Here is a 25,008-nt window from a genome sequence, read left to right as displayed (position 1 = left end):
TCCAACTGTTGCAGAGTTAATCAATTTTGTTGCGTTCCTACACTAAGCTGCTATAAAGTACGGCAGGTTCACCCACCATCTTTGCTTCGTTATGGAGAGCGATCCGATGAAAAAGAAGCTGATCACGTACGCCGTGGCGGCGGCGATTTTCGCACCGTTGACGGCCCAGGCCGGCACGACCCTGTACGGCCGTTTGGACATCAGCGCCAACGCCTGGGATACCCAGACATCGTCTGCCGCGAATGGCTCTTTCCCCGGCGCCAATTTCAACCTGCGTGGCCTGAACATGATGCGGGGCAACAACGTCGACATGTTGAGCAACGACAGCGTAGTGGGCCTGAAGGGCTCTGAAGCCTTGGGCAACGGCCTGCAGGCCATCTACAAGGTAGAATGGGGCATTGATCCCACCTGTACGTTCGGTGCCAGCAACAACGGCAGCTGCCAAAATACGCCCGGGTCAAACAACGGCAGCGTAAACGGCAGCGTATACGGTCGTGAGCAATGGCTGGGTCTGCAGAGCGCTAGCTTTGGCAGCGTGACCTTTGGCACCGTGCTGACGCCCTATGCGTACACCGGTAGCCTCGTCGACCCGATGTACAACACGGCCTTGCAGGCGCGCAATTTCGGCATGGAGTCGGCGCTGCAGAACGACATGTCCGGCGAAGACGGCCAGGCCTTCGCCAACAAGAGCCTGCGTTTCACCTCGGCTAAAATCATGGGTTTCCAAGTGCTGGGCCACTACACGTTGCATACCAACCAAGCGGCGGGAATATCCGGCCATGACACTTGGAGTGCGGGACTGCTCTACGATCAGGGTCCAGTGCTGGCCTATGGCAACTACATGACCAATGGAGCCGGCGGCAAAGACAGAGCATACAAGTTCGGCGCGAAGATTGATCTGAGCAGCTTTGTGTCCGGTATGGCGGTTTACGGGCAGTGGGAGCGCGACGGTGGTCTTATCAGCCGTAGCTTCGGAGTTTCCGCCAGTGGCGCCTTAGTTGCCCCGGCCAGTGCCCTTGCCCAGAACAACCTGAATGTAAACGGCGGGGACACTTGGTTCACGGGAGCGTCCTATGGCCTGGGTAATGCCACTCTGGTGGCCGAGTACGGGCAGGGTAACGACAGCCGCAATGCGGGAGGGGTGGACGTGGGCAACAACACCAAGACGTATCTGGTGGGTGCAAAATACGCCTTTGGCCAGCGCACCTTCGCCTATGGCGGCTGGGCTCGCGTCGCGTCCAACAACGAGGCACTCTCCGGTATCAAGCACATCGACACGATTACGGTGGGGATGCAGCACAGCTTCTGATCCCGCAGTGGACAGCGGTAAACTAACGGGGCCTGCGGGCCCCGTTTTTTTAACGGGCTCCAGGCCGCGTTGGCTGCCGCGCCAGACCTACACCCGGGGAGAGAGCCATCTCCGGGGTCATTTTCGGAATAGCCAGAGGAGGAGGGTCAGGATCAGGCTTACGATGATTGACGTGGTAATCGGAAAATAGAACCGAAAGCCATCCTTCCCGAGGGTCAGATCTCCCGGTAGCCGCCCGAACCCGATCCGTCCGAGCCACGGCCACAACACCCCCATTATTACCACCAGGAGGCCGACGATGATCAGGGTTCGCGACACGAGTCCGTCTCCGCAGGCCTGGTGCTAGGCCGCTAGCGCGATACCATCGCCACGCTACCTAAGGGTGCGCACCCCGTTCTCCCCACCCAGGATCAGCACGTCCGCTGGGCGCAGGGCAAAGATCCCGTTGGTGACCACGCCGGGGATATTATTGAGCGCGGCCTCAAGGTGGGCGGGTTCCTGGATCTGCAGCCCATGCACGTCCAGGATCACGTTGCCGTTGTCGGTGACGAATCCCTCGCGCAGCACCGGGCGTCCCCCGTGGCGGACGAGCTCACGGGCCACGAAGCTCCGGGCCATGGGGATGACCTCCACCGGAAGCGGAAACTGCCCGAGCATGTCCACCAACTTGGATTCGTGTGCGATGCAGACGAAACGCCGGCTCGCACCCGCGACGATCTTCTCGCGGGTGAGCGCCCCGCCGCCGCCTTTGATCAGCTGCATATGGCGGTTGGCCTCATCGGCTCCGTCTACATAAAGGGGTAGTTCCCCCACGGAATTTAGGTCCAGCACCGGGATCTGGTGCGTCTTGAGTCGCTGCGACGAGCTGATGGAGCTCGCGACGGCGCCGTCGATCTTACCCTTGGCTCGGGCAAGAGCGTCAATGAAATGGTTGGCGGTGGATCCGGTACCTATGCCCACGACAGTTCCGGCTTCCACGTATTCCAGCGCCGCCTCCGCCGCTTGTTTTTTCATGTCGTCTTCGGTCATTGCCGTCTCCGCAAGGCACCTGCATCGCTGATGATACCGTGGGTGCTGGGGCCGGGAAAGTCCAAGTCCGCCGATCTTCTGGCACAAGCTTCGGTGTCCTGCTACCGTATCACGATGCCAAAACGCTATATCGAGAAGATTCTAACCGCGCAGGTCTATGACGTCGCGGTGGAGACCCCCCTTGAAATTGCCCCGCTGCTGTCGTCCCGGTTAGGCAACCGGATCCTGCTCAAGCGCGAGGATCTGCAACCCGTCTTTTCGTTCAAGCTGCGTGGTGCCTACAACAAGATGGCCGGGTTGTCGCCGGAGGCGGCCCGTCAGGGCGTGATCGCGGCGTCCGCGGGCAACCACGCCCAGGGGGTGGCACTCGCCGCCCAGCGTCTGGGGATCAAGGCACTCATCGTCATGCCGCGCACCACCCCGGTCATCAAGGTGGAGGCGGTGCGCAACCTGGGTGCGCGGATCGTACTTCACGGAGATACCTACGACGAGGCCTGTAGGCATGCGGTCGGTTTGGCGCGGGACCGGAAAATGACCTTTATCCATCCCTATGACGATCCGGAGGTCATTGCGGGGCAGGGAACGATCGCTATGGAGCTGCTGCGCCAACACCCGGCGAAGTTGCACGCAATTTTCGTACCGGTGGGTGGTGGTGGCCTGATCGCGGGCATAGCGGCATACGTGAAGTCCTTGAGGCCGGACATCAAGGTGATCGGGGTGGAGCCCAACGACGCCGCGACCCTGTACCGCGCGCTGGAAGCGGGCCGGCGGGTTACCCTGAAGGAGGTGGGAATCTTCGCGGACGGCGTCGCGGTGCGCCAAGTCGGGCGCGAGCCGTTCCGGATCGCACGGCGGCTGGTAGACGAGGTGCTCCTGGTTACGCCCGACGAAATTTGTGCCGCGATCAAGGATATTTTCGACGATACCCGCTCCATTGTGGAGCCCGCTGGTGCGCTGGCGATCGCCGGGCTGAAACGCTACGTGGAGCGGACCGGGGTTCGGGATCTAGACCTGGTGGCGGTGAACAGTGGCGCCAATATCAATTTCGATCGCCTGCGCCACGTGGCTGAGCGGGCCGAGTTGGGGGAGCACCGCGAGGCGCTGCTGGCGGTGACGATCCCCGAGCGTCCGGGCAGTTTCCGGGAGTTCTGCCGTGCCATCGGGCATCGGAGTATCACGGAGTTTAACTACCGTTACGCGGACGCCCGCTCGGCGTGCGTGTTCGCGGGGGTCCGGCTGGACGACGGGGAGGCGGAGCGGGATTTGCTGATCCGGGAGCTGCGGGCGCGGGATTATCCCGTGGTGGACATGACCGACGATGAGGTTGCCAAGCTCCATATCCGGTACATGGTGGGCGGCCGCGCTTCAACGATCGAGAACGAACGGCTGTACCGTTTTGAGTTCCCTGAACGCCCTGGTGCGCTCCTGCGTTTCCTGACCCGCGTCGGACACCGATGGAACATCAGCATGTTTCACTATCGGAATCACGGCGCGGACCATGGCCGGGTACTGGCCGGAATCCAGGTACCCGAGGGTGACCGGGCCCGGTTCCAGGAGTTCCTGGACGGGCTCGGATACCCGTGCCGCGAGGAGACCGGAAACCCTGCGTACGAGCTGTTTCTGGGGCATTAGCCCGGTCGATAAGATACGGATTAACATAAAAAAAGGCCCGCAGACTGCGGGCCTTTGATTGGTTCCGGAAAAAGCGCCATCGGTACCACGTTGCTCCGATGACCGAACCGTCAAGTTGGTTGAGGTTTACTACCTCTTCTTCTTGGCGGTCTTTCTTTTTGCGGTCTTCCTCTTGGCAGTGGTCTTCTTCTTTGCGACCTTCTTCTTTGCTACCTTCTTCTTCGCGACTTTCTTCCGACCTACCGCTTTCTTCTTTGCTGTCTTCCGTTTCGCAGTTGCTCTCTTCTTTGCCATAGTAACCTCCCGAGTTACTATCAGTTGCCCGCTCCTGAGTATATACAACCCGATTCAAAATGCTAGCAATTTTTGACAATCTAGTGGACAGGTGCTCAGCGCACGTTGTGCGCGTCGTTGGTCACGACGTCGTTTGTCGTGTCGACAGTTGTGTATCGCAGGCCGTGCTGCGTATCGCGACCATGGATCAACTGCCCTTGAGGCGTAATGCTTCTTCGTTGAATGCGCCGTCGATTACGACCACAAGGTGCTGCACCAGTCGGAATGCTTCCAGCGGGGCGTCGTCGCCCATGTACTTGAGCCGGATTGGCCCCATGGCCTTGATTGTGCCGGCGCGGTCCACGAGGCAATCCGGGCTTTCACAGCCGAAGGCTTGCGTGAACGCGGCCACAATGGTTCCCACCAGGGCGTCGCGGTGCGAACCCGCGCGGGCTTTCACCAGGGTCTCCTCCACGCTTCCGTCGAGGATCGGGTAGTCGGTGTTGGTGTCGAGATACCGCAGCAGCTCGGAAAGGGTCATTGTGTATCCCTCGGTTTCGGTGGCAGTGGTGCCCTGACCGGTATTCAGCCCGCCAGCAGCAATCCCTCCCGGAGGTCCAGCCCACAGGCCTCTTCGACCCTGGAAAAATAGTACATCAGGTCGACGGGGAGCGAGATACCGTCGAGGAGCTGGAGCGGGAATAAGTCCGCGGTTAGCAGCAGGTCCGCAACGCTGATTCGGCCGGTATAGAACCGCTGTTCCACGAGATGGCGGGTCAGGGCGCCTAGGCGGGTGATGCGCTCGAATTGTGCGTAGCCTGCGTACCGGTCGTTGGCAAGCGCCTCGACGCTCAGTCCGTAACGTCCCTCGATTTCTGCCTTGTACGCGGTCAAGGAGTCCGGTTCGGTCCCCACATCCCGGTAGGCTGGCCGTGCTGGCGCGTACAAGCGCTGCAGCACCGCGTCTACCTTTGTCCTCCATGCCAGCAGGGCCGACCACGCCGCCGCAGCGATCTGTCCGCCCACTAGGGGCGCTCCGGTGGGCAGCAATTCATCGATACGCTCGAGGATTTCCTGGGAGTCCCGCAGGAGACGGCCGTCGTCCAGGCGCAGGATCGGTACCCGTCGCTCGACTCCCAGATCGAAGAAGGTCGCGTCGTCCTGGTATTCGAGCGGGCAATCCTCCCATGGCATTCCCTTGTAACCCAGTGCCAAGCGGATCCGCTGCGCCTCCGGGACCGACCAAAAATGGTACAGCGTGGGCACCGGCTAATCTGCGAGGCCAAGGATCAGATCCCACTGGGGCTGGGCCACAGGCATGATGGAGAGCCGGTTCCCACGGCGGACCAGGGGCAGGTCTGCCAGTTGCGGTAGCAACTTCATCTCCTGGAGTGTTACGGGGCGTTTGAGCGTGCGCCGGTAGCGTACGTCCACCACGTACCAGCGTGGCTGCCGGGGGTCGCTCTCGGGGTCGTAATGGTGGTTTTTGCGGTCGAACGCGGTGGGATCGGGATAGGCCTCCCGAACGATCTCCATGATTCCAACGATCGCTGGTTCCGCACAGCTGGAATGGTAGAAAAACGCCATGTCCCCGCGTTTCATCTGGTCACGGATCATATTGCGCGCTTGGTAGTTGCGTACCCCGTCCCAGGGTTCGACCCCGCGCGGTGCCCGCCGCAGGTCCTCGATACCAAAGGTGCTGGGCTCGGATTTCATCAGCCAGTAATTCATGTTGGTCCGATCCGTGCGTTGGTGTGGCTAGCCCGCCCGAGGCGAAGCGCCGCGACTACGGTGGTGGAATTTCGGCCCCCATTTCCCGCCAACCTCGATGGCGTACCGGCAGTCTCTTCGGTGCCCAATGGCCTCGCGCCCCAATCCATTGTAGGCGATTCGGCGCGGTGATCCGCGGTCCGGTGTCCGGCTAAAGTCGCCAACGGTACAGGCCCTGATCCGTGGCGCAGCCGTGCAAAGGGATGTCCCACTCGCGCCGTGTCAGCGACGGGATCTTTTGGAATTCATAGGCCAACCCGACCAGGCGCGGCTTGTGCCAGCAACGGCGCCCGCGCAGGTAGGCGAAGGTGCGATCATAGAATCCGCCGCCCATGCCCAGGCGCTCCCCGTGTGCCGCGAACGCCACCAGCGGCGTAAGTACCAAATCCAGGGTCCATGGCGGGATCCGCCGCCCGTCAAGATGCACCGGTTCCGGTATCCCGAACCGGTTCTTTGCCAGCCGATCCCCCGGATCGTAGGACGCAAACCACAGCCGGTCGCAGAGGGGGTCGAGTACCGGAAGATAAACGGTCTTGCCGAGCGCCCACGCGCGCTGAATTACCGGTTCCGGGTCCAGCTCACCGTCCACGGCAAGATAGCAGGCCACCCGACGACTGCGTTGGAACCAGTTGGTGGCCGCCAGCCGGCGCGCCATGGATTCCGCGCAGGTATCGTGCTCGGCGTCGGTCAGCGCCCGGCGCCGAGCACGCATTTCTTTACGGATTGCCTGCAGATTCATCCCGGCTCCCGTGCACCCCGGTCGGCGGCGCGAAACGCATGGAAAGGTCCACTGCCTCTACGTCTTTGGTCAAGGCCCCGACGGACAGCTCGTCGACCCCGGTGGCCGCGATTTCCCGGATCGACTCGAGCCGGATCCCGCCGGATGCCTCCAGCCGTGCCCGTCCGCCGTTGCGGGTCACCGCCTCGCGCAGCTGCCAGGGCTCGAAGTTGTCCAGGAGCAGGCGGTCAGCGCCCGCGTTCAGGGCTTCCTGGAGTTGCTCAAGGTTCTCCACTTCCACTTCTACGGGGGTCTGTGCACGGTGTCGTGCGGCCTGTACCGCTGTCGTGATCGACCCACAGGCGGCAATGTGGTTCTCCTTGATCAACACCGCGTCGTAGAGACCCATGCGATGGTTGTGGCATCCGCCGCAGCGCACCGCGTATTTCTGGGCGGCGCGCAGGCCTGGTAGGGTCTTGCGGGTATCTAGGATGCGTACCGGCAGGCCCGCGACCGCGTCGGCGTAGCGTCGCGCCCGGGTCGCGATCCCCGAAAGCAGTTGCAGAAAGTTCAGGGCGGTCCGCTCACCCGTGAGCAGTGCGTGGGCGGGACCCTCCAGTGCACAGATCCTCTGTCCTGCCTGAAGCCGATCCCCGTCGTGCGCCGACCACTGGATCTGGACTGCCGAGTCCAACTGCTGGAATACCTCTGTGAACCAGGGCACCCCGCACAGTACCGCGGCCTCGCGGCTGATTACCCAGGCGTGTCCACTGCGATCCGCCGGTACCAGATTCGCGGTACGATCGCCGTCGCCCACGTCCTCGGCCAGCGCGCGCCGCACGTCGTCCACAACGACCTTAATGTCAGGGGGAGTAGGGCTAGGCCGCATTTGTTACCGGTCTCCTGCTCTGGCCGTTGCTGTGGCCGCCCCATTCCCTCGCGGCCCGTGCGCCGAACACCAGCGGGAAACGCCGGCTCGGCGGCGTCATGCGCGTGTTCTTGGGGGCTGGAACGGCTTGCCGACCGCAGGGCCCCGGCACCGCATCTTACATCAGACGATGGCGCCGTGGCGCCGAATGCGACCACCGCCGTGTACTCCAGCCGGTGGGGCAGGAGCGCGCGCGCCGCGGCGTGGCCCATGGACGAGGAACCGTGGCCACGCCGGTGATGTTCCCAGCCCCGATGGCGACGGAGAGCGTCGTCGACAGGGCCTGGAAGCGGGACACCTTTCCCACGTCCTGGCGATCGTTGTACCGTCCGTCCACCAATTCCAGCGCATGACGGAAGTCGCGGATAGGGAATCCGGAACGCGCAGATCCTCCCGGAGGGCATTATCCGGCCGCACGCCGGGTGGCGGCCAGCAACCAGAGGTAACCGCCGATCCCCGCGAGGAGGGAGGCTAGCAGAATCCCGGTCTTCGCCATGACCAGGGATGCCGGTGCGCCGTAAAACCCCAGTTCCGCGATAAAAATCGACATAGTGAATCCGATGCCGCTGAGCATCCCGATTCCGGCAATGTGCCGCATGTGGATCCCGGACGGAAGCCGCACCGCTCCGAGGCGCACCGCAACCCACGTAGCGCCCGTGATTCCGACGAACTTGCCCAGCACCAACCCCAACCCTACACCTAGCGTTACCGGATGGGCGAGGGTCGTGCGTAGCGCATCCAGGCTCACGGGCACCCCCGCATTGGCGAGTGCGAACAGCGGCATGATCAGAAGCGCCACGGGAAGGTGCAGCGTATGTTCGAGGCGTTGCAGGGGGGTTTCGACTCCGCTTACGCCGTGTTGGAGGGCATGGACGATGGACAGCCGATCGTTCTTTGCCAACAGGGCCGGATCGTCGCCTGCGCAACGGTCGTAGCGGTCCATGAGCCCCCGCACGTGATCGCTGAAGCGGCGTGGATCGTACTTGGGTCGGGCAGGAATCACCATCGCCAGCAGCACGCCTGCGACGGTGGCGTGGACGCCCGAATAGAGCAGCATCAGCCACAGGATGCTCCCGGTAATGAAATAGGGCAGGGCCCTGCGGATCCCCGCCCGGTTGAAGATCACCAAGACACCGAACAGTGCCGCCGCGGCTGCTAAATGCGGCAGGGAGATTTCTCTGGTGTAGAACACGGCGATCACCAGTACCGCGCCCAAGTCATCCACGATCGCCAGCGCGAGCAGAAACGTGATCAGCCCTTTCGGAATCCGCTTACCCAGCAGGACCAACACGCCCACCGAGAAAGCGATGTCGGTGGCCATGGGGATGCCCCAGCCGGCCGCCTGGGGGCCGTGTGGGTTCAGCGCGAAGTAGATGAGCGCCGGCACGGCCATGCCACCGGCGGCCGCGACTACCGGCAGCGCCGCCTTGCGCACACTGGCCAGTTCGCCCACCAAGACCTCACGCTTGATCTCCAGGCCCACCACGAAGAAGAACAGGGTCATGAGCCCGTCGTTGATCCAGTGCTGGACACTTTTTTCCAGGGTCCACCCGCCGATGGTAAGCGTGATCTGGCTGTGAATGATGTGCTGGTACGAACCGGCTGCCGGGGAGTTGGCCAGGATCATCGCGAGCGCCGCACACCCGATTAGGAGAAACCCGCTCGCGGCTTCGTGGCGAATGAATTCGTCCAGGGGTGTCAAAAGCCGGTTGAACGCGCCTTCCCACGGCGCCTTTTCCGGATATTCGGGGGTGTGCTGTTTGTCCAACGGTTCGGCTCCCAAGCGGTTGTGGTCGGCCGGGCGCGCAGAACGCGACCGATTCCATCTTAGCAGGACGACGAGACCCGCTTAACCGGCCCTATTTATGAAGTCGGCCGACCGTTCGGGTGGGGAACCGAGGATCGTGGCGCGGAATCCGCCTGACGCATGCCGCACATCTCACGCCAGTGGCGCCCCCGTGGCCCGCGGGTCCCGGTGCGGGCGGATTTCCACACGAGCCTGGTGTCTCTACACCTTCCTCTAGCCGAATGACACTTTACAGGTCCGTAGCGCAAAAATAACAGACTACCGCGCCTACGAATGTAGGCGCGACCCAACGGTTTGGTCCGGTTCCAACACCCGGAGCCTTAAATAGACGCCATTTGGTCCAAGGGAGAACCACTACGCCAGTCACGGCCATTGTCCCCCCCGGTGGGGCGATCCACGCCATTGTCCGCGGCCCTTTATGAACGGGTTAAGGCGTCAGCGTCCGTAAGGCACGTTCGGGGGCGGCGGTCAAGGCTCAGGGGGCACCGGTTTTGCCAAGTCGGTCACATGGGACTCTATCAATACGGGAGTGCATAGGTCGATAGCTTAGTCGGAGCTACAGGGATCGTGGACGTTCCAGGCGCGGGAAGCGTGACGGGCCGACGTTCAGCGCCGTGTCCCGCCCGTTTTTCACCCCTTCCCGCAGTCGATGGCATGCAGCGATGGTGAAACCTATGGGTACGGACCCGAACATCGTGTACTTCGGCGAGGCGGCGAAGGGCGGCGGCGCGAAGGACCCGCACGGCAGGGCCCGCAATCTCCTCCAGGGCGTACAGGACCATTTCGTCCGGCGCGCCACCGAGCTCCTGGCGGGGATGCTGGACAACACCGACGACGCGCTGTTTGCGTTGGCCGATAAGGCTGAGAACAACAGTGTCCAGAGCATGTATTTCGACTCCATGCGCGAAGTCCGGCTGAAACGCCAGGATATGGAGACCCGGTTCCGTGCCGCAATCCTGGACGGATTCCGGGCGGTACGGATCCACGCCGGCAATGCATCCGCGGCGGCATCGGCCGAGATCAGCGACTGGTCCTCCGACGCGCTGTCCCTGGTGGAGCATGACGACCTGGAGGAGTCCCTGGCGGTCAGCGGAATGATCTCCAAGGCCCGTGCCCGTCACTCCGAAGCCCTTTCCCCCCTCAAGGCGCGCCTCGAGCACCTGCTTGGCGGGGCGAAGCTGGACGAGGCCGCCGGCCCAATGGACCCGGAGCGGCTCTGCGGGTCGTTCCGGCATGCTGCCCAGGCCCTGGACCTGGAGGTGCGCGCCAAGCTCGTCGTGTACAAACTCTTCGACAAGCACGTAATGGATGCCCTTGGGGAGTTGTACAGTCAGATCAATGGGATGCTGGTGGATGCTGGTGTACTGCCCCTGCTTAAGATCAAGGTGATAGGGCGTAACCGCGGTGGTCCAGGCTTGCGGCGTCTGACGTCTCCTCACACCACGGCGGCGGATGCCCTGCAACCGGGCCCCGGAGCGGGGCTGCAGGCCGGTGGGTCGCACGGTAGTGACGGCGACGCCTTCTATACCCTGCAGGAACTGCTCGCCGGTTATCGCGGGGGCGCCTCCTTGACCGGCAGTGGTGACGGCTCCCCGCGGATGACCCAAGCGTTCGTGGCAGAGGAAGTGCTCGGGGCCCTGACCGCGCTGCAGTCGGAACACGACCTGTCGCTTCTCGAGGGCGCGGACACGGGCCCGGGGTTGCTGAACCTGCGCGCTGTTCTGGGCAGCGCCCTGGCGGGCCTGCCGGGCGGCGCATCCGGCCGGGTCCTGGAGCGGGCCGATCAGGACATCATCGATATCGTGAGCATGCTTTTCGACTTCATCCTCGACGACCCGTCGGTACCGGACCGGACCAAGGCCCTGCTGGCGCGGTTGCAGATCCCCATGGTGAAGGTGGCCATGCTGGACAAATCGTTCTTCAGCAGCCGCCAGCACCCGGCCCGTCAGCTGCTCAATCAGTTGGCCCAGACCACGATGCTGGCCACTGGCGACGCCCCGCAGATCCAGGACGAGCTCTACCGCAATACCGCCCGTGCGGTGCAACGGGTACTCCAGGAATTTGAAAGTGACGTCACAATATTCGAGGCGGTGCTGGAGGAATTCATGGCCGCCACCACGGTGTCGGAGCCCGCGTCTCAGGCCGTTGAGGATGCGGGAGCGCCGCCCCCCCGGGATCCGGTGGAATTGGCCCGTGAGCGGGTGCGGGAAGAGGTCTTGCAGCGGATCGGCAGCCGCGAGATCCCGGCGCGGGTGATGGCGCTGCTGCGCGACGCCTGGGCCGAGGTGCTGACGGAGGTCCTGCTGACCGACGGCGTCGACAGCGCTGCATGGCGCAACGGGCTCGAGGTAGTCGACCGGGTGCTGTGGAGCATCGCACCCAAGGCTGGATACGAGGAACGCAAGCGGCTGATCGATGCTATTCCGGGCCTGCTCCGCGGCTTGCGGGAGGGCTTGGTTCGGGTGTCGGTTTCCTCCAAGGAACTGAGTGCGTACTTCCAGGCCCTGCAGGAATGCCACATCGAATGCATTAAGGACCCGAGCGCGCCGCTGCCGGAACTGGTCCCGCGCCCCGCGCTCCCGTTACCCCCACTGTCCGTCCCTGCCCCGATGGTGGCGAGCCCCGCGGAGGTGCCAGTCCCCGTGACCCCGCGTGCGGAGGCGGATGGGATCGCCGCCCACGACCCGGTTTCCGAGCCGCGCCTGGATGAGGCGGACCGGAGCTGGGATGCTGGAACAGTGGAGGAGATCGTGCTGCAGGGCGAATTGGAGCCTGAGGAGGCGGGAACGCCGATATCTCCGGAGGATGACGAGCACCTGCGGCTGGTGCGCAGTCTCGCGATCGGCACCTGGATGGAGTTCGTGGATCCGGACGGGGAACGTATCCGGGCCAAGCTGTCCGCCCGGATCGAGCGCGCCGGCAAGTACATATTTGTCAACCGCGCCGGCTTCAAGGTCGCGGAGAAGACATTGGCGAATCTGGTGGTGGAGCTGCGCCGCGGGACCGCCAGCATCATGGATGACAGCCAGCTGTTCGACAAGGCGCTGGAGGCGGTGATCTCGAACCTGCGCAGCGCGCGGGTTTCCGCCTAGCGCTGAGTACGCGCCCGCCGTCGGTTGTGCCCGCCGCCGTGCGCGTGACAGCGTAGCGGGAATGTCTGCCACTGTGGCGTAGGGGGGGCTAGGTTATCGGCGCCTTACGATCCGTACGCCCCGTCCCGTTGGCGCCCGGCACCCACGCGACGAACTCCGGTGGGGAAATACGGGCTAGCCGTCAAACGCCAGCCGCAGTCCCGCAAACAAATAGCGGCAATCTGGGGTATAGAAATTTCGGAAGCTCGGACGCCGGATCGGCGCCTGGGTATACCGGCTACCCCCGCGCAATGTGTAGTGGTCCTGGTCGAACCAGGGAGTCGAGTAGCCCTCGTAGGGGAAGGCCTTGAATCCGGGGTAGGGGTGGAACGGATTCGCGCACCACTCCCAGGCCGCGCCCGCATCTGCAAGGATTCCCGCCCGCTGGGCCGTTTCCCACTCGTATTCGTGAGGCAGGCGCGCACCGGCCCAACGCGCGAACGCTACTGCCTCATGACGACTGATTCCGCACACGGGCGCGTCCGCGGACAGGTCGTGGTAGCCGGCACCATCTACGCCGTACCAGCCCCCGTCGGCAGACGCACGCCAGTACTCCGGATGGCGCAACGGCTGTTCACCGAGCCAGCGCCAGCCCTCGGCGCTCCATAGTTCGGGGCGGCGGTAACCGTCTGCGTCGATGAACCCGAGATACTCGGCGTTGGATATCAGCCGCGGCGCCATGCACACGGGCCCTACTGTGACCCGGTGGGACGGCAACTCGTTGTCGTAGGCTGCCGGCGACCCGTCGGAGCCGATGATGTAGTCCCCCTTCGTCAGCGCCACTGCCCGGGCCGCGATCGTCCGAGCTGCGAAGTGACCCGGCGCTAGCTTCCCGGACGGCGGGGTTTGCCCGCTACGTTGGGCCAGGATCATCTGCATGGTCTCGAAATGCTGGCTGTAGTGCTGGATCAGGAACCAAGGTAGATATTCGTTTCGCAGCAGCCGGTGTTGTGCCATGGCTCTTGGTGGAGACCGCAGCAGCGCCAGGTTTTCCCGCTGCAGGTCATGGGTCCAGCGCAGCAGCTGCGGCAGCGGTGGCAAGCGTGGGCCCCGCAGGGGCTTCGGGATCCGCTCCGGCACGTACAGGTCATGCAGCGCGGCGGTGCTGCGGTCGTCGCTCAGGATCACCTCCCGCAACCAGTAGGACTCGGTGTATGCGCAATGACCCACGTGCCACCCCAGCGGGCTCAGGCCCGGGTGAAACTGGTGGCGATAGTCGTGGTCACTCAGAGATTCCACCAGCGCGCCGGTCAGCGCCTGCGCTTCTTGCAGGGCCGCCAGGGTGGTTTCCCGGATCATAGGCTCAACAGTTGCGGGGGTTGTTCGGGGTCGAGGATCAACAGATGGTGTTCGGGGACCGGCTGCCAGAATCCGCCGTCGGTGAGCGGCTCCGAGGCCACCACCTGTCCACCCGGAAACATCTCATCGTCCGTCGTATAGTAGAGAGACGGACAGGTATGGTTGAATGCGTGGCGCGTCGCATAGATCCGTTCGCCGTCGCTTACGGTGATGTTCAGCAGGGCCGGCAATTCGTCCACCCAGTCCTCAAGCAGCGCGAACAGCTCTCCCAGCGCCTCTTCGATGGCGAACTCCGGATCGCCCGCGACCAAGTGGCGCAGCAGGGCGAACACATGCTCGGAGTCGGTATTCCCCTGAATGCCCGCCAGGATCTCCGGGGCCAGGTACTGGCAGAGTATTGGACGCAGCCGCGTGCTGAACTCCCGGATGAAACCGTTGTGGGCGTAGAGCAGTTGTTCATCGTAGAACGGGGCGGTGTTTGCCTGGTGTACTGGGAAGCCGGCGGTGGCGCTGCGCACAATGGCGAGCCACAGCGGTTCGGAGAGGCTGCGGCCCAGGTGGGCCAGATTCACGTCAGACCAAATAGGCAGTGGATTGGTATAGACCGCCGGACGTCCCTGTGGATCGTGCCAGCCGATCCCATAGCCGTCCGCATTGGCGCTCCCATAGAGGAGCTCCCGGGGTTTCCAGGCCTGCTCCACGAGCCCATGGCTCGGTTCCAGCAGGAATTCCTGCAGGCGGATCTCCGGGCCGATGTAGGCGGCCAGGCGGCACATGGTGGTTCCTCCCGCGGGATGGCGCCGGTACAAACTCCAAGTTGAGGATGTTAGCCTATGTCCGGAGGAATGGCACATCTGCGGGAGGTTGGAATATGGAGACCGCCGCTGGCTCAGAAACGGGTTCCGGGGCGCTGCGTTGCCGCGTGATCACCCCGGCACGGCCCGTGCCGGGCTTGGCGGCGGATGCCCGGCGCGGCTTGCTGCACCGTCCGCGCAGTCTGCCCCCCAAGTACTTCTACGACGAACGTGGATCACGGCTGTTCGATGCCATCTGCCACACGCCGGAGTACTACCCCACCCGGATCGAAGATGAACTGCTGCGGCGCCATGCCGTGGATATCATTAAGCTGGCCCGACCCTCCCATATCCTGGAACTGGGCAGCGGCACCTCGCGCAAGACGCGCCACCTGCTCGGGGCGTGCGAGCACGCGCCCCACACACCGGATTACTGGCCGTTCGACGTGTGCGAGGAGATGCTGCTGGATGCCGGTGCCCACCTGTCCGAGCGCTACGCGTGGCTGACAGTCAACCCGTTGCTCGGTGATTATTCCGGTGGGTTCCGTTATTTACCGAAACTGGACGGCAGTCGCCTGTTCGTGTTCCTCGGAGGTACCATTGGCAATTTTACCCCTGCCGAGGCCGTGGATCTGCTGCGTGAGTTGCGCGCCATCATGACCCCGGCCGACCGGCTGTTGCTTGGGGTAGACCGTGTCAAGGATCCGGCGGTGCTGCGAGCGGCTTACAACGATGCCCAGGGGATCACCGCGGAGTTCAACCGCAACGTGCTCCATGTCCTGAATCGAGAGCTGGATGCGGACTTCGCAGTGGCCGCCTTTCGCCATGAGGCCGTGTATCACGAGGACCACCAGCGGATGGAGATGTACCTGGTAGCCACCGCGCCGCAGCGCGTGCGGATCGGGAAGCTCGAGTGCCGGATCGATCTGGAGCGGGAGGAGCGCATCCTCACCGAGATCAGCTGCAAATTCACCCCGGCGTCCCTGGGGGCCCTCCTGGAGGCGGCGGGTCTGGACACCGAGGGACATTTCGAGCCATCGGACGGCTATTTCTCCCTGGTGCTGGCGCGACCCGGCTGATATGCCGATACGCGATCTGCGGCACCCGTGCGGGTAGACCCCCAGGGCTGGTGGATCGACACGGCGCGTCGGCTGCCGTCGCCCAATTGCGACGCGCGGCCGCCGGATACTGCCATCGACCTGATCGTGGTCCACGGCATCAGCCTGCCCCCCGGCGAGTTCGGTGGGCCCTGGATCGACGCCCTGTTCTGCAACTGCCTACCCCCGGAGCGGCACGCCTATTTCCAGGAGATCGCGGGCCTTACCGTCTCGGCCCACCTGCTGATCCGGCGCGATGGCACGCTGGTGCAGTACGTGCCGTTTCACCTGCGCGCATGGCATGCGGGCGAGTCGTGCCATGAAGGGCGCCGGCGCTGCAATGACTTTTCCATTGGCATCGAGCTGGAAGGCGACGACCGGACTCCCTACGAGGACGTTCAGTACGAGCGCTTGGCCGCGGTGATAGGGGCATTGATGGCGGCCTTCCCGGGCATCGGGCGTGACCGGATCGTGGGCCACTCGCACATCGCGCCGGGTAGAAAGACCGACCCGGGCCCGGCGTTCGACTGGGCCCGCCTGCACGCCCGGTTGGGGGCCCCGTAGGTTGCGGTCCGGAGCGGTGGTCAGGCCCCTTGAGGAGGTCGGCGCGGTTCCAAGCCAGCGCGCCCCGCAAGGTGTGCCGTGGCATTTGTGCCGGCGAGTTGGCAGAATGCATCGGGAAGGGGCCTCCACACCCGCGGCGGCGCGGCCCCATCCCGCCCCGTCCGCCTTGTCTCGAGGGGCGTTGCCGGTGGAGTCCGCATCGCGACAGCAACCGGCCAGGGATACCGCGAGTCAATACCCATGAAACTGATTGCGATCCTGATCGTACTGGTTTTGGAGTATTTTCTGGGCCACCTCCAGGAACTGCGCCAGCCGGGCTGGTTTCTCCGTTACGCGGACGAAATGCGCGAGCGTTTCGGTAGCGACTGGGGCGGGCCCGCGACGGTGGCATTGGTACTGGTACCGGCGCTGACCGTGGTCGTGCTGCTGCAGGCATTGTTGGGGACCGTCCTGTTCGGGTTGCCGGGGTTTGTCTTCGCAATCGGGGTCCTGGTGTACTGCATCGGACCGCGCGACCTGGAAGGTGATGTGCAGTCTTACCTGGACGCGCGGGAAGTGGGGGACGAGGCCCGGGCGCAGCATCTCGCGGAGGCGTTCCTGAGTGGCGCAGTGCCCACCGATCCGGCACAGCGGGATCGGGCGCTGCTCGGCGGTGTGCTGGAGCAGGCTAACGAGCGGGTCTTCGGGGTGTTCTTTTGGTTCGTCCTCCTGGGGGCCGCGGGGGCTGCCGTGTTCCGTATGGCGGCCTTGCTGCAGGACCAGAATGAGCGCCACGTCGGAGCCGGCTACCAGGCCGCGGCGGGGTTTTTTTACGAGCTCCTGGCGTGGATTCCGGCACGGTTGCTGGTCCTGGGCTACGCGCTTTCCGGCAGCTTCGACGGCGCTTATCACGGCTGGCGCCGCGCGTCGGAATCCCAGCACGAGGGCGTGCCCGTGTCTGCGCCCGGTACTTTGATATATTCGGGTTTCGGCGCCTTGGATCTGGATGCGGACCAGCCGGCAGGGGTGGAGCCGGCGGATCTTGCCAACGGGTTGCGGCTGGTGCGCCGCGCACTCCTGATCTGGCTGACGGTGCTGGCGCTGCTCACCCTGGCGGGATGGACCGGCTAACAGGTCGCGGACGAACGGTTGGCCGGGCGTCATTTCCCGGACCCGCAGGCGTTTGGAAATTTAGTAAGCCAGTAAGGCGGGGCCGCGGCACAGCGAGCCGGAAAACGCCGGGTACCCATTTTCCCAGCATCCGGCCAGGGGCCTCCTCCCGGGCGGGTCCCGCGGTCCGCACCCAAGGCTGCACCATATACCGGATCCAGACAACAACGTGTTGGGTGTTCGATGCTGCTGATGATCGACAACTACGATTCCTTCACCTATAACCTGGTTCAGTACCTGGGGGAGTTGGGGGAAGACGTGCGCGTGTTCCGCAACGACCAGATCGGGCTGGACCAGGTGGAGGCGCTGGCGCCGGATCACATTGTGATTTCGCCGGGCCCCTGTGCCCCGGACCAGGCCGGGATTTCGGTGGAGTTGATCCGCCGGTTCGCGGGGCGGGTTCCGATACTCGGGGTATGCCTGGGGCATCAGTGTATTGGCCAGGCGTTTGGTGGCCGCATAGGTCATGCGCAGGCCATCATGCACGGGAAGACCTCCTTGATCCATCACCACGGTACTGGCGTGTTCCAGGCGTTGCCCAGTCCGTTCCCGGCCACCCGCTACCACTCCCTGGTGGTGGAACGGGAGGGCCTGCCTGACGGACTGGAGGTAACCGCCTGGACCGAAAACACCAGCGGTGGTACCGGGGAGATTATGGGGTTGCGCCATCGCGAACTCGCGGTGGAGGGGGTACAGTTTCACCCGGAATCAATCCTGACCCAGCACGGCCACGACTTGCTGCGTCGTTTCCTGCATCCGTAGCCGGCTCGCCCGCCGGCCCGAAGTCGAATCCCGGATCCTGATCCTTGAGCGCCCAACCCCGATGAATCTGCAGGAGGCCATTCAGGCGGTGGTAGATCGCCGCGACCTGAGCGCGGAGGAAATGGCCGAGGTCATGAGTGGCATCATGACCGGTGTTGCCACTCCCGCCCAGATCGGGGCGTTTCTGGTCGGCTTGCGGTTAAAGGGAGAGACCGTGGAAGAGATCACCGCCGCGGCGCAGGTGATGCGCTCGCTGGCGACCCGGGTGGAAGTGGACCTCCCGCATCTGGTGGATACCTGCGGCACCGGCGGCGATTGCACCGGGACGTTCAATATCTCGACAGCGAGTGCGCTGGTGGCCGCCGCCGCTGGGGCCCATGTGGCCAAGCACGGCAACCGCTCGGTGTCCAGCCGCAGCGGGAGTGCTGACGTGCTGGAGCTCGCAGGTGTGCCCCTCGATCTGGAGCCCGGCGAGGTGGCGCGTTGTATCCGGGAGGTGGGCGTAGGCTTCTTGTTCGCGCCGCGCCACCACGGTGCCATGAGGCACGCGGTGGGGGTGCGCCGGGAAGTGGGGATCCGGACCCTGTTCAATCTCTTGGGACCACTCACCAACCCGGCTGGAGCACCGTATCAGGTGGTGGGGGTATTCAGCCCGGAATGGCTGGAGCCCATGGCCCAGGTCCTGAGGCGACTAGGGAGCCGCCGGGTCCTGGTCGTGCATGGGGACGACGGCATGGACGAGATCAGCATCAGCGGCTCGACCCAGGTGGCCGAGTTGCGCGACGGTCGGGTCAGTACCTACCGGCTGCACCCGGAGCAGTTCGGTATCCGGCCGGCGGACACCGGGGCCTTGGTCGTGCGCGACCGTCGGGAGAGTTTGGCCCGGATCCGGGAGGTACTGGAGGACCGGCCCGGCCCAGCCCGTGACATTGTGGCCCTCAACGCCGGCGCTGCCTTGTATGTGGCGGAACTCGCCGCCAGCGTGGATGCTGGCGTAGCGCTTGCTTTTACCGCGTTGGCTTCCGGCGCAGCCAAACGGGTGCTCGCGTCCCTGGTGGGGTTTGGCGGCCCACCGGTCACCCCACCGAAACAAGGCGGACCCGGCGGCTATTGATAGGGGTTGCGTGACATTCTTGACTCCAGACCGTGGGTCCGGCCTGGATGCCTCAATTAAGTACCAAAAATAAATGGTAAAACAATGACTTCATGCCGGACCTCCCGGCATATTTGTGGGCCCCGGCGGTTGACCCGTTTTCGGCTCGATCGTATAATGCGAGATGGCGGAATCTACCTTGGCCTCAGCTTTCCCGGTGGAGGGCGCATCGGGAGGGAACGCGGGTTTGCTTCCGCCGTCAAGGCCTGGACCGAGTGAGACCGTAACACCGGAAATCAAATAGACCAGACTCACGAAGGAGGAGCGCCACATGTCAACGACCGCAGAAAACATGCAGGCCGACCAGCTGGTGGAAAAGCTGAATGGCCGGCTGGATGAACTGATCAGCAAGCGTCTCGACGAGATGTTGCCAAAGAAGCTGGAGGAGATCGAGTCCAGCAAAACCCCGTCCATGGCCATTGTGGCTACCAAAGGCACCCTGGACTGGGCCTATCCCCCGTTCATCCTGGCCTCTACGGCATCCGCATTGGGCTGGGACGTCTCCATATTCTGCACCTTCTACGGGCTATCCCTGCTCCTGAAGGACTACAACGGCAACATTAGTCCCCTGGGCAACCCCGCCATGCCCATGAAGATGCCGTTCGGCCCCAAGTGGTTCAAGAACATCAACTGGAACATGCCGAATGTGCTGATGGCCAACATCCCCGGTTTTGAGAAGGTTGCGACCGCCCTGATGAAGAAGACCATCAAGAACACCGGTGTCGCAACCGTGACCGAACTGCGGGACCTGTGCATTGAGGCGGACGTCAAACTGATCGCCTGTCAGATGACGGTGGAGTTGTTCGGCTACAATCGGGCCCAGTTCATTCCGGAGGTGCAGGACTACGTGGGTGCGGCTTCCTTCCTGCCCACCGCACAGACGGCCAGCGTCACGCTGTTCATTTGACCCGGGATCCAGCCCCCCGGGACGGAGACCGTTACGCTCGGCGTTGAGCCCGGTGGGTGTGTGGTGTACTCAACGTAAGTACACCGTAGAAAAGCCCAGCAGTAGGTTCGCGGTCTGCGAACCGAAGCGGGAGGTGTGTGCCTACATGTAGACCGGTGGGGCCCTCCGTGGTTGCGAAGCACTGATAGATTGCCAGGCCTATTGAAAAGGGCGCGTAAGCGCCCTTTTTTCTTACCCGCACTGGCCCGCCCGCGTATCTTACCGGTCGTCTACTGTGGCCGCTGCCGCACTCGCCAGGGTGGGGCGTATTTCGCCGCGACGTAGGGTCGGTTACGTCTTCATGCGCTCGCGACGAATATCGGTGCGAAACGGGGCTAGCGTGAATGGCGCTTAGTGTACGGCCCATCTAGAACCTATCTCACAATCGCAGATCGGGCGTTCAGGCAAGGCGCGGGCCCTGTGAGGAGCGCGGTTTACACCCAGTAATTAACACCGCAGCAGGGGCCGCAACGCCGCATGAGCGACCGAGATGAAGCAAGCGCCATTCGGGTCAGTGGGCCTCGTCCCAGTTGTCACCGACCCCGATATCGACCACCAGTGGGACCAAAAGTTGCGCCGCCTCGGCCATGTGTTGGCGAACCCCGGCGATCGTTGGTTCCACCTGATCCTCCGGTACCTCGAACACCAGCTCGTCGTGAACCTGCATGACCATGCGGGCGGGTATCCGGCATTCCTGAAGCCAGCGGTCCACGCGGATCATGGCACGCTTGATGATGTCCGCGGCGGTGCCCTGCATCGGGGCGTTGATGGCGGTGCGTTCCGCGGCCCGTTGGCGTTGTTGATTCCGGGAGCGTATTTCCGGCAGATACAATCGACGGCCGAACAGGGTCTCCACGTACCCGAGGGTCCGCGCCTGCTCCCGGGTCAGATCCATGAACTCCTTCACCTGGGGATAGCGCGCGAAGTAGCGGTCCACGTACTGCTGGGCGGCCCCGCGGTCGATCCCAAGCTGCCGTGCCAGACCGAAGGCCGACATCCCATAGATCAAGCCGAAGTTGATCGCCTTGGCGGAACGGCGCTGGTCGTCGCTGACCTGCGCCGGCGGGACGCCGAACACCTCCGAGGCGGTGGCGCGGTGGATGTCCGCCCCTGCCGCGAACGCGCTCAACAGGCCGCTGTCCCGGGAGAGGTGGGCCATGATGCGCAGTTCGATCTGGGAGTAATCGGCAGCCACGATCCGGAGGCCGGCGGGCGCCACGAAGGCCTGCCGGATGCGCCGGCCTTCCGCGGTGCGCACCGGGATGTTTTGAAGATTCGGATCCGAGGAGGACAGCCGCCCGGTGGCGGCCACCGCTTGATGGTAGGAGGTATGCACCCGCCCAGTCCCGGGGTTCACCTGTTCCGGCAGTCGGTCGGTATAGGTGGACTTGAGTTTGCTCAGGCCCCGGTACTCGAGGATCAGGCGTGGCAGCGGATAATCCAGGGCCAGTTCCTGCAATACCGGCTCCGCCGTGGACGGCTGGCCGCCCGGGGTCTTTTGCAGGACGGGGAGTCCCATCTTGCTGAACAGGACCTCCTGCAACTGCTTGGGAGAGCCCAGGTTGAAGGTTTCCCCCGCGCTCTCGTATACCTCCCGTTCCAGTGCCGCAAGACGCTGCGCCAGTTCGCCGCTGTGCCGGCGGAGCATCTCGCAGTCCACTAGCACCCCGGCGCGTTCGATGCGCGAGAGCACCGGCACCAGCGGCATCTCGATTTCCTCGAAGAGGCGCAGTAGCGACGGTGTCTCCTGCAACCGCGGCCAGAGGGTTTGGTGCAGGCGCAGGGTGATGTCCGCGTCTTCCGCCGCATAGGGCCCGGCCTGTTCGATGGGGACCTGCGCAAAGCCGATCTGATGGGCACCCTTGCCCGCGACATCCTCGTAGTGGATCGTCCTGTGCCCGAGGAATTTCATGGCCAAGCTGTCCATGTCGTGTCCCGGGCGGGTGCTGTCGAGGACGTAGGACTCCAGCATCGTGTCAAACCGCACGCCCTGGAGATTGATCTGGTACCGCGCCAATACGCTCATGTCGTACTTGAGGTTCTGTCCTAACTTGGCGCGCTCTGGATCCTCCAGCAGCGGCCGCAACCGTTTCAGGACTACTTCCCGGTCCAGCTGCACCGGGGCGCCCGCGTAGTCATGGGCCAGCGGAACGTAGGCCGCCGTATCGGGTTCCACGGAGAAAGACACACCCACCAGCTCGGCGACCATATAGTTCAGGCTTGTGGTCTCGGTGTCGAAGGCGAACAACACCGCGCGCTCCAGGCGCTCCACCCAGCGGTCCAGCGCCGCCGCTTCCAGGACGATCTCGTAGTGCATCGGCCTCCGAGCGGCGTCAGCTTCACTACGATGTGCGGGGTCGGTAGGTTGCGGCGGAGCGAGTTGCTCGATCCAGCGGTGGAATTCCAAGTCGGCCAGGCACTCCCGCAAGCGGCTGGGGTCTACCGTGCGCACCGTGAGGTCGGCGGGCTGCACATCGAGCTTCAGGTCGGTGCGGATCGTGGCCAGCTCGTGGGCCAGAGGCAGCTGGTCCAGATACTGGCGCAGGCTTTCACCCACCTTGCCCGGGATGGTGTCGGCATGGGCCACCACTTCGTCCAGGGAGCCGAATTCCGTTAACCACTTGGCCGCGGTCTTCGGTCCGACCTTCGGTATTCCGGGGATGTTGTCGGAGCTGTCCCCCATCAGGGCCAGCAGGTCCACGATCCGTTCTGGCGCGACCCCGAATTTGGAGATTACGCCGTCCCGGTCCAGCACCGTCCCAGTCATGGTATTCACCAGGGTAGTGCGCTCATTGACCAGCTGCGCCATGTCCTTGTCCCCGGTGGAGATCAGTACCGGCATCCCCTGGAAAGCCGCCTGCGTGGCGAGGGTCCCGATGACGTCATCCGCCTCCACTCCGGCGACTACCAATACCGGAAATCCCATCGCTTCCACGAGTTCAAGCAGCGGTTCGACCTGGCGCCGTAGATCGTCCGGCATCGGCGGCCGATTCGCTTTGTACTGCTCGAACAGGGTGTCGCGGAAGGTTTTGCCCTTGGCGTCGAATACCACGGCCATGTGACGGGCGCCGGAGTCATTGTGGAGTTTGCGCAGCATGTTGGCCACGCCATAGACCGCGCCGGTGGGTTCCCCCCGGGAGTTGGTGAGGGGCGGAAGGGCGTGAAAGGCCCGGTACAGATAGGAGGAGCCGTCTACCAGGACCAAGGGATCGGATGGTGATGTAGTCATGGGTTCAAGGGTGTCCGGTGTATGCCGAAAACCTGTATGCGCCGCCAAAACATGGGGACGCGACGCCGCTCCCGCCCGGGTGTTTCCGACGCCGAAATGTGATACAAGAATACGGTCAGCCCGCGAATATCGGGACGCGGGCCCAAGGGAACCCCCTCTGCCGCTGACAGGGATTATGGACGAACATAGCAAAGCTGCCCACCCCGGTTTGATGCCCATCGACGACACCCTGCTCACACGGGAGTCGTGGAAGATCTTTCAGATCATGGCCGAGTTCGTGGAGGGTTTCGAACGACTTGCGCGTATCAAGCCTTCTGTAAGCATCTTTGGTTCCTCACGGACGCCGCCTGGGCACCCCTACTACGAGCTCGCGGAGAATATCGCCCGGGTGTTGTCGGACGCGGGCTTCTCCGTGGTGAGCGGCGGCGGGCCAGGGGTCATGGAAGCCGCGAACAAGGGCGCATTCGCCGGCCGTTCACCGAGCATCGGACTCAACATCCGGCTACCCCATGAGCAGAAGGCCAACCCCTACCAGGACATCTCGCTGCACTTCCGGCATTTCTTCTCGCGCAAGGTGATGTTCGTCAAATACGCATCGGCCTACGTTGTGCTGCCGGGTGGGTTCGGAACCCTGGACGAGCTGGCGGAGATCCTGACCCTGGTGCAGACCGGGAAGACCCGCCGTATCCCCATTATCCTGGTCAACCGTCCGTTCTGGGACGGTCTGCTGCGTTGGTTCGAGGCTACCCTGGTGTCCGAGAATACTATCAGCGCGGATGACCTGAAGCTGTTCCACGTAGTCAACGAGCCCCAAGAGGTCGTGGATGCGATCTTCCAGCACTACGAGCATCGGGGCTTTGAGCCTTCCGCCCGGGAGCAGGAGATGCTCCTGGAGCTATAGGGACATCATGAGCAATAACATGCGCGGATCGTGGATACTGGCACTCTGGCTGTGCGCGGCGCCGAGCTTCGGAGCGGCGCCGATATTCGGGGCGGCGCCGTTACCACCGCCCCCTCTCCCGGCCCGTGTCCCGGCGCCGGGACCGGCCGTACCAAACCCGAACGCGGATCGTTCCGCCCTGCAACCACGGGTGACCATCCGCCATGAAAAGGGGCGCGAGGTCGAGGAGTACCGAATCAACGGGCAGCTCTACATGGTTAAAATCATCCCGAAATTCGGTCCACCCTATTACTTGGTGGATACTACCGGAGACGGTCATCTCGACGCACGCATGAGTCATCTGAATCCCAAAATCATGGTGCCTCAGTGGGTCCTGTTCCGGTGGTGACGGGCTCGGGGGCGCCGCGGACCGTCGTCACTGGCTGAAGCGGGCCGGTCGCCGCGACTGACGCGCCCGCGCCCCCGTGTCACGGTCGGGCGCCATTGAACCGGTTATGACTGATCTTCTTTAGCTACC

The 25,008-nt window shown here is 63.8% G+C and carries 23 protein-coding genes; 11 read left to right on the top strand and 12 right to left on the bottom strand.

Annotated features, from left to right (window positions below; genetic code table 11):
• Positions 1-91: 91 nt before the first annotated feature.
• The gene (locus B7Z66_02365) at positions 92-1,309 is read left to right on the top strand and encodes a hypothetical protein (GenBank protein ID OYV77857.1); all 1,218 of its coding nucleotides are present in this window, start codon (positions 92-94) and stop codon (positions 1,307-1,309) included.
• Between the two features lie 117 nt (positions 1,310-1,426).
• Here B7Z66_02365 and B7Z66_02360 read toward each other — a convergent pair whose 3' ends face one another.
• Both B7Z66_02360 and B7Z66_02355 read right to left on the bottom strand, forming a co-directional pair.
• Positions 1,427-1,627, bottom strand: coding sequence for a hypothetical protein (locus tag B7Z66_02360; GenBank protein OYV77856.1), 201 nt, complete (start codon positions 1,625-1,627; stop codon positions 1,427-1,429).
• 54 nt (positions 1,628-1,681) lie between these two features.
• The gene (locus B7Z66_02355; GenBank protein OYV77855.1) at positions 1,682-2,338 is read right to left on the bottom strand and encodes a ribose 5-phosphate isomerase A; all 657 of its coding nucleotides are present in this window, start codon (positions 2,336-2,338) and stop codon (positions 1,682-1,684) included.
• A 30-nt stretch (positions 2,339-2,368) separates the two neighbouring features.
• Between B7Z66_02355 and B7Z66_02350 the strand changes: the two genes are divergently transcribed.
• A complete protein-coding gene (locus B7Z66_02350) occupies positions 2,369-3,970 on the top strand; it encodes a threonine ammonia-lyase, biosynthetic (protein ID OYV77854.1) in 1,602 nt (533 codons plus the stop codon).
• Positions 3,971-4,099: 129 nt separating this feature from the next.
• On the opposite strand, the gene B7Z66_02345 is transcribed toward B7Z66_02350, so the two are convergent.
• The 7 genes from B7Z66_02345 to B7Z66_02315 all read right to left on the bottom strand — a co-directional run bounded on the left by B7Z66_02345 (position 4,100) and on the right by B7Z66_02315 (position 9,427).
• Positions 4,100-4,318, bottom strand: a complete 219-nt coding sequence (locus B7Z66_02345; protein ID OYV77853.1) for a hypothetical protein — start codon at positions 4,316-4,318, stop codon at positions 4,100-4,102.
• A gap of 133 nt (positions 4,319-4,451) precedes the next feature.
• On the bottom strand, positions 4,452-4,784 hold the full coding sequence (locus B7Z66_02340) for a hypothetical protein (GenBank protein ID OYV77852.1): 333 nt from the start codon (positions 4,782-4,784) through the stop codon (positions 4,452-4,454).
• A gap of 44 nt (positions 4,785-4,828) precedes the next feature.
• Positions 4,829-5,509 (bottom strand): glutathione S-transferase, encoded by a 681-nt coding sequence (locus B7Z66_02335; GenBank protein OYV77851.1) that lies wholly within the window; start codon positions 5,507-5,509, stop codon positions 4,829-4,831.
• Positions 5,510-5,512: 3 nt separating this feature from the next.
• Positions 5,513-5,974, bottom strand: a complete 462-nt coding sequence (locus tag B7Z66_02330; protein OYV77850.1) for an EVE domain-containing protein — start codon at positions 5,972-5,974, stop codon at positions 5,513-5,515.
• Positions 5,975-6,164: 190 nt separating this feature from the next.
• Positions 6,165-6,752 carry a 5-formyltetrahydrofolate cyclo-ligase gene (locus tag B7Z66_02325; protein OYV77849.1) on the bottom strand — a complete coding sequence of 196 codons (588 nt, stop codon included), beginning with the start codon at positions 6,750-6,752 and terminating at the stop codon, positions 6,165-6,167.
• Positions 6,730-7,620 (bottom strand): nicotinate-nucleotide diphosphorylase (carboxylating), encoded by an 891-nt coding sequence (locus tag B7Z66_02320; GenBank protein OYV77848.1) that lies wholly within the window; start codon positions 7,618-7,620, stop codon positions 6,730-6,732. The genes B7Z66_02325 and B7Z66_02320 overlap by 23 nt, the downstream gene beginning before the upstream one ends.
• Before the next feature lie 442 nt (positions 7,621-8,062).
• Entirely contained in the window at positions 8,063-9,427 is a 1,365-nt protein-coding gene (locus B7Z66_02315; protein ID OYV77847.1) for a Na+/H+ antiporter NhaA, read from the bottom strand.
• A 701-nt stretch (positions 9,428-10,128) separates the two neighbouring features.
• Between B7Z66_02315 and B7Z66_02310 the strand changes: the two genes are divergently transcribed.
• On the top strand, positions 10,129-12,558 hold the full coding sequence (locus B7Z66_02310; GenBank protein OYV77846.1) for a hypothetical protein: 2,430 nt from the start codon (positions 10,129-10,131) through the stop codon (positions 12,556-12,558).
• 174 nt (positions 12,559-12,732) lie between these two features.
• Here B7Z66_02310 and B7Z66_02305 read toward each other — a convergent pair whose 3' ends face one another.
• Both B7Z66_02305 and B7Z66_02300 read right to left on the bottom strand, forming a co-directional pair.
• Positions 12,733-13,896 carry a hypothetical protein gene (locus B7Z66_02305; protein OYV77845.1) on the bottom strand — a complete coding sequence of 388 codons (1,164 nt, stop codon included), beginning with the start codon at positions 13,894-13,896 and terminating at the stop codon, positions 12,733-12,735.
• Positions 13,893-14,672 carry an ergothioneine biosynthesis protein EgtC gene (locus tag B7Z66_02300; protein OYV77844.1) on the bottom strand — a complete coding sequence of 260 codons (780 nt, stop codon included), beginning with the start codon at positions 14,670-14,672 and terminating at the stop codon, positions 13,893-13,895. The genes B7Z66_02305 and B7Z66_02300 overlap by 4 nt, the downstream gene beginning before the upstream one ends.
• A 95-nt stretch (positions 14,673-14,767) precedes the next feature.
• On the opposite strand from B7Z66_02300, the gene B7Z66_02295 reads away from it, so the two are divergent.
• The 6 genes from B7Z66_02295 to B7Z66_02270 all read left to right on the top strand — a co-directional run bounded on the left by B7Z66_02295 (position 14,768) and on the right by B7Z66_02270 (position 20,322).
• Positions 14,768-15,769, top strand: a complete 1,002-nt coding sequence (locus tag B7Z66_02295) for an L-histidine N(alpha)-methyltransferase (GenBank protein ID OYV77843.1) — start codon at positions 14,768-14,770, stop codon at positions 15,767-15,769.
• Positions 15,770-15,796: 27 nt separating this feature from the next.
• A complete protein-coding gene (locus B7Z66_02290) occupies positions 15,797-16,351 on the top strand; it encodes an N-acetylmuramoyl-L-alanine amidase (GenBank protein OYV77842.1) in 555 nt (184 codons plus the stop codon).
• A gap of 240 nt (positions 16,352-16,591) precedes the next feature.
• Entirely contained in the window at positions 16,592-17,461 is an 870-nt protein-coding gene (locus B7Z66_02285) for a hypothetical protein (GenBank protein OYV77841.1), read from the top strand.
• Between the two features lie 222 nt (positions 17,462-17,683).
• Entirely contained in the window at positions 17,684-18,262 is a 579-nt protein-coding gene (locus tag B7Z66_02280) for an anthranilate/aminodeoxychorismate synthase component II (protein OYV77840.1), read from the top strand.
• Between the two features lie 61 nt (positions 18,263-18,323).
• On the top strand, positions 18,324-19,376 hold the full coding sequence (locus B7Z66_02275) for an anthranilate phosphoribosyltransferase (protein ID OYV77839.1): 1,053 nt from the start codon (positions 18,324-18,326) through the stop codon (positions 19,374-19,376).
• A gap of 331 nt (positions 19,377-19,707) precedes the next feature.
• Positions 19,708-20,322, top strand: coding sequence for an NADH-quinone oxidoreductase subunit F (locus B7Z66_02270; protein OYV77838.1), 615 nt, complete (start codon positions 19,708-19,710; stop codon positions 20,320-20,322).
• A gap of 550 nt (positions 20,323-20,872) precedes the next feature.
• Here B7Z66_02270 and B7Z66_02265 read toward each other — a convergent pair.
• Positions 20,873-23,590 (bottom strand): DNA polymerase I, encoded by a 2,718-nt coding sequence (locus B7Z66_02265; GenBank protein OYV77837.1) that lies wholly within the window; start codon positions 23,588-23,590, stop codon positions 20,873-20,875.
• Between the two features lie 175 nt (positions 23,591-23,765).
• On the opposite strand from B7Z66_02265, the gene B7Z66_02260 reads away from it, so the two are divergent.
• Together B7Z66_02260 and B7Z66_02255 are read left to right on the top strand one after the other, a co-directional pair.
• Positions 23,766-24,491 (top strand): Rossman fold protein, TIGR00730 family, encoded by a 726-nt coding sequence (locus tag B7Z66_02260; protein ID OYV77836.1) that lies wholly within the window; start codon positions 23,766-23,768, stop codon positions 24,489-24,491.
• Between the two features lie 19 nt (positions 24,492-24,510).
• Positions 24,511-24,879 carry a hypothetical protein gene (locus B7Z66_02255; GenBank protein ID OYV77946.1) on the top strand — a complete coding sequence of 123 codons (369 nt, stop codon included), beginning with the start codon at positions 24,511-24,513 and terminating at the stop codon, positions 24,877-24,879.
• Positions 24,880-25,008 lie beyond the last annotated feature (129 nt).

The sequence above is a fragment of the Chromatiales bacterium 21-64-14 genome, assembly GCA_002255365.1.
Lineage (GTDB): Bacteria > Pseudomonadota > Gammaproteobacteria > 21-64-14 > 21-64-14 > 21-64-14.
The sequence above is the reverse complement of the archived record's forward strand: the minus strand, read 5'-3'. Positions and strand labels throughout refer to the sequence as shown.

What these genes read in the sequence shown, in the direction of transcription:
- B7Z66_02365 (OYV77857.1), top strand. Translation starts at nt 92, where the DNA reads ATGGAGAGCGATCCGATGAAAAAGAAGCTGATCACGTACGCCGTGGCG.
- B7Z66_02355 (OYV77855.1), bottom strand. Translation starts at nt 2,338, where the DNA reads ATGACCGAAGACGACATGAAAAAACAAGCGGCGGAGGCGGCGCTGGAA.
- B7Z66_02350 (OYV77854.1), top strand. Translation starts at nt 2,369, where the DNA reads ATGATACCGTGGGTGCTGGGGCCGGGAAAGTCCAAGTCCGCCGATCTT.
- B7Z66_02340 (OYV77852.1), bottom strand. Translation starts at nt 4,784, where the DNA reads ATGACCCTTTCCGAGCTGCTGCGGTATCTCGACACCAACACCGACTAC.
- B7Z66_02330 (OYV77850.1), bottom strand. Translation starts at nt 5,974, where the DNA reads ATGAATTACTGGCTGATGAAATCCGAGCCCAGCACCTTTGGTATCGAG.
- B7Z66_02325 (OYV77849.1), bottom strand. Translation starts at nt 6,752, where the DNA reads ATGAATCTGCAGGCAATCCGTAAAGAAATGCGTGCTCGGCGCCGGGCG.
- B7Z66_02320 (OYV77848.1), bottom strand. Translation starts at nt 7,620, where the DNA reads ATGCGGCCTAGCCCTACTCCCCCTGACATTAAGGTCGTTGTGGACGAC.
- B7Z66_02310 (OYV77846.1), top strand. Translation starts at nt 10,129, where the DNA reads ATGGTGAAACCTATGGGTACGGACCCGAACATCGTGTACTTCGGCGAG.
- B7Z66_02305 (OYV77845.1), bottom strand. Translation starts at nt 13,896, where the DNA reads ATGATCCGGGAAACCACCCTGGCGGCCCTGCAAGAAGCGCAGGCGCTG.
- B7Z66_02300 (OYV77844.1), bottom strand. Translation starts at nt 14,672, where the DNA reads ATGTGCCGCCTGGCCGCCTACATCGGCCCGGAGATCCGCCTGCAGGAA.
- B7Z66_02295 (OYV77843.1), top strand. Translation starts at nt 14,768, where the DNA reads ATGGAGACCGCCGCTGGCTCAGAAACGGGTTCCGGGGCGCTGCGTTGC.
- B7Z66_02285 (OYV77841.1), top strand. Translation starts at nt 16,592, where the DNA reads ATGAAACTGATTGCGATCCTGATCGTACTGGTTTTGGAGTATTTTCTG.
- B7Z66_02280 (OYV77840.1), top strand. Translation starts at nt 17,684, where the DNA reads ATGCTGCTGATGATCGACAACTACGATTCCTTCACCTATAACCTGGTT.
- B7Z66_02275 (OYV77839.1), top strand. Translation starts at nt 18,324, where the DNA reads ATGAATCTGCAGGAGGCCATTCAGGCGGTGGTAGATCGCCGCGACCTG.
- B7Z66_02270 (OYV77838.1), top strand. Translation starts at nt 19,708, where the DNA reads ATGCAGGCCGACCAGCTGGTGGAAAAGCTGAATGGCCGGCTGGATGAA.
- B7Z66_02265 (OYV77837.1), bottom strand. Translation starts at nt 23,590, where the DNA reads ATGACTACATCACCATCCGATCCCTTGGTCCTGGTAGACGGCTCCTCC.
- B7Z66_02260 (OYV77836.1), top strand. Translation starts at nt 23,766, where the DNA reads ATGGACGAACATAGCAAAGCTGCCCACCCCGGTTTGATGCCCATCGAC.
- B7Z66_02255 (OYV77946.1), top strand. Translation starts at nt 24,511, where the DNA reads ATGCGCGGATCGTGGATACTGGCACTCTGGCTGTGCGCGGCGCCGAGC.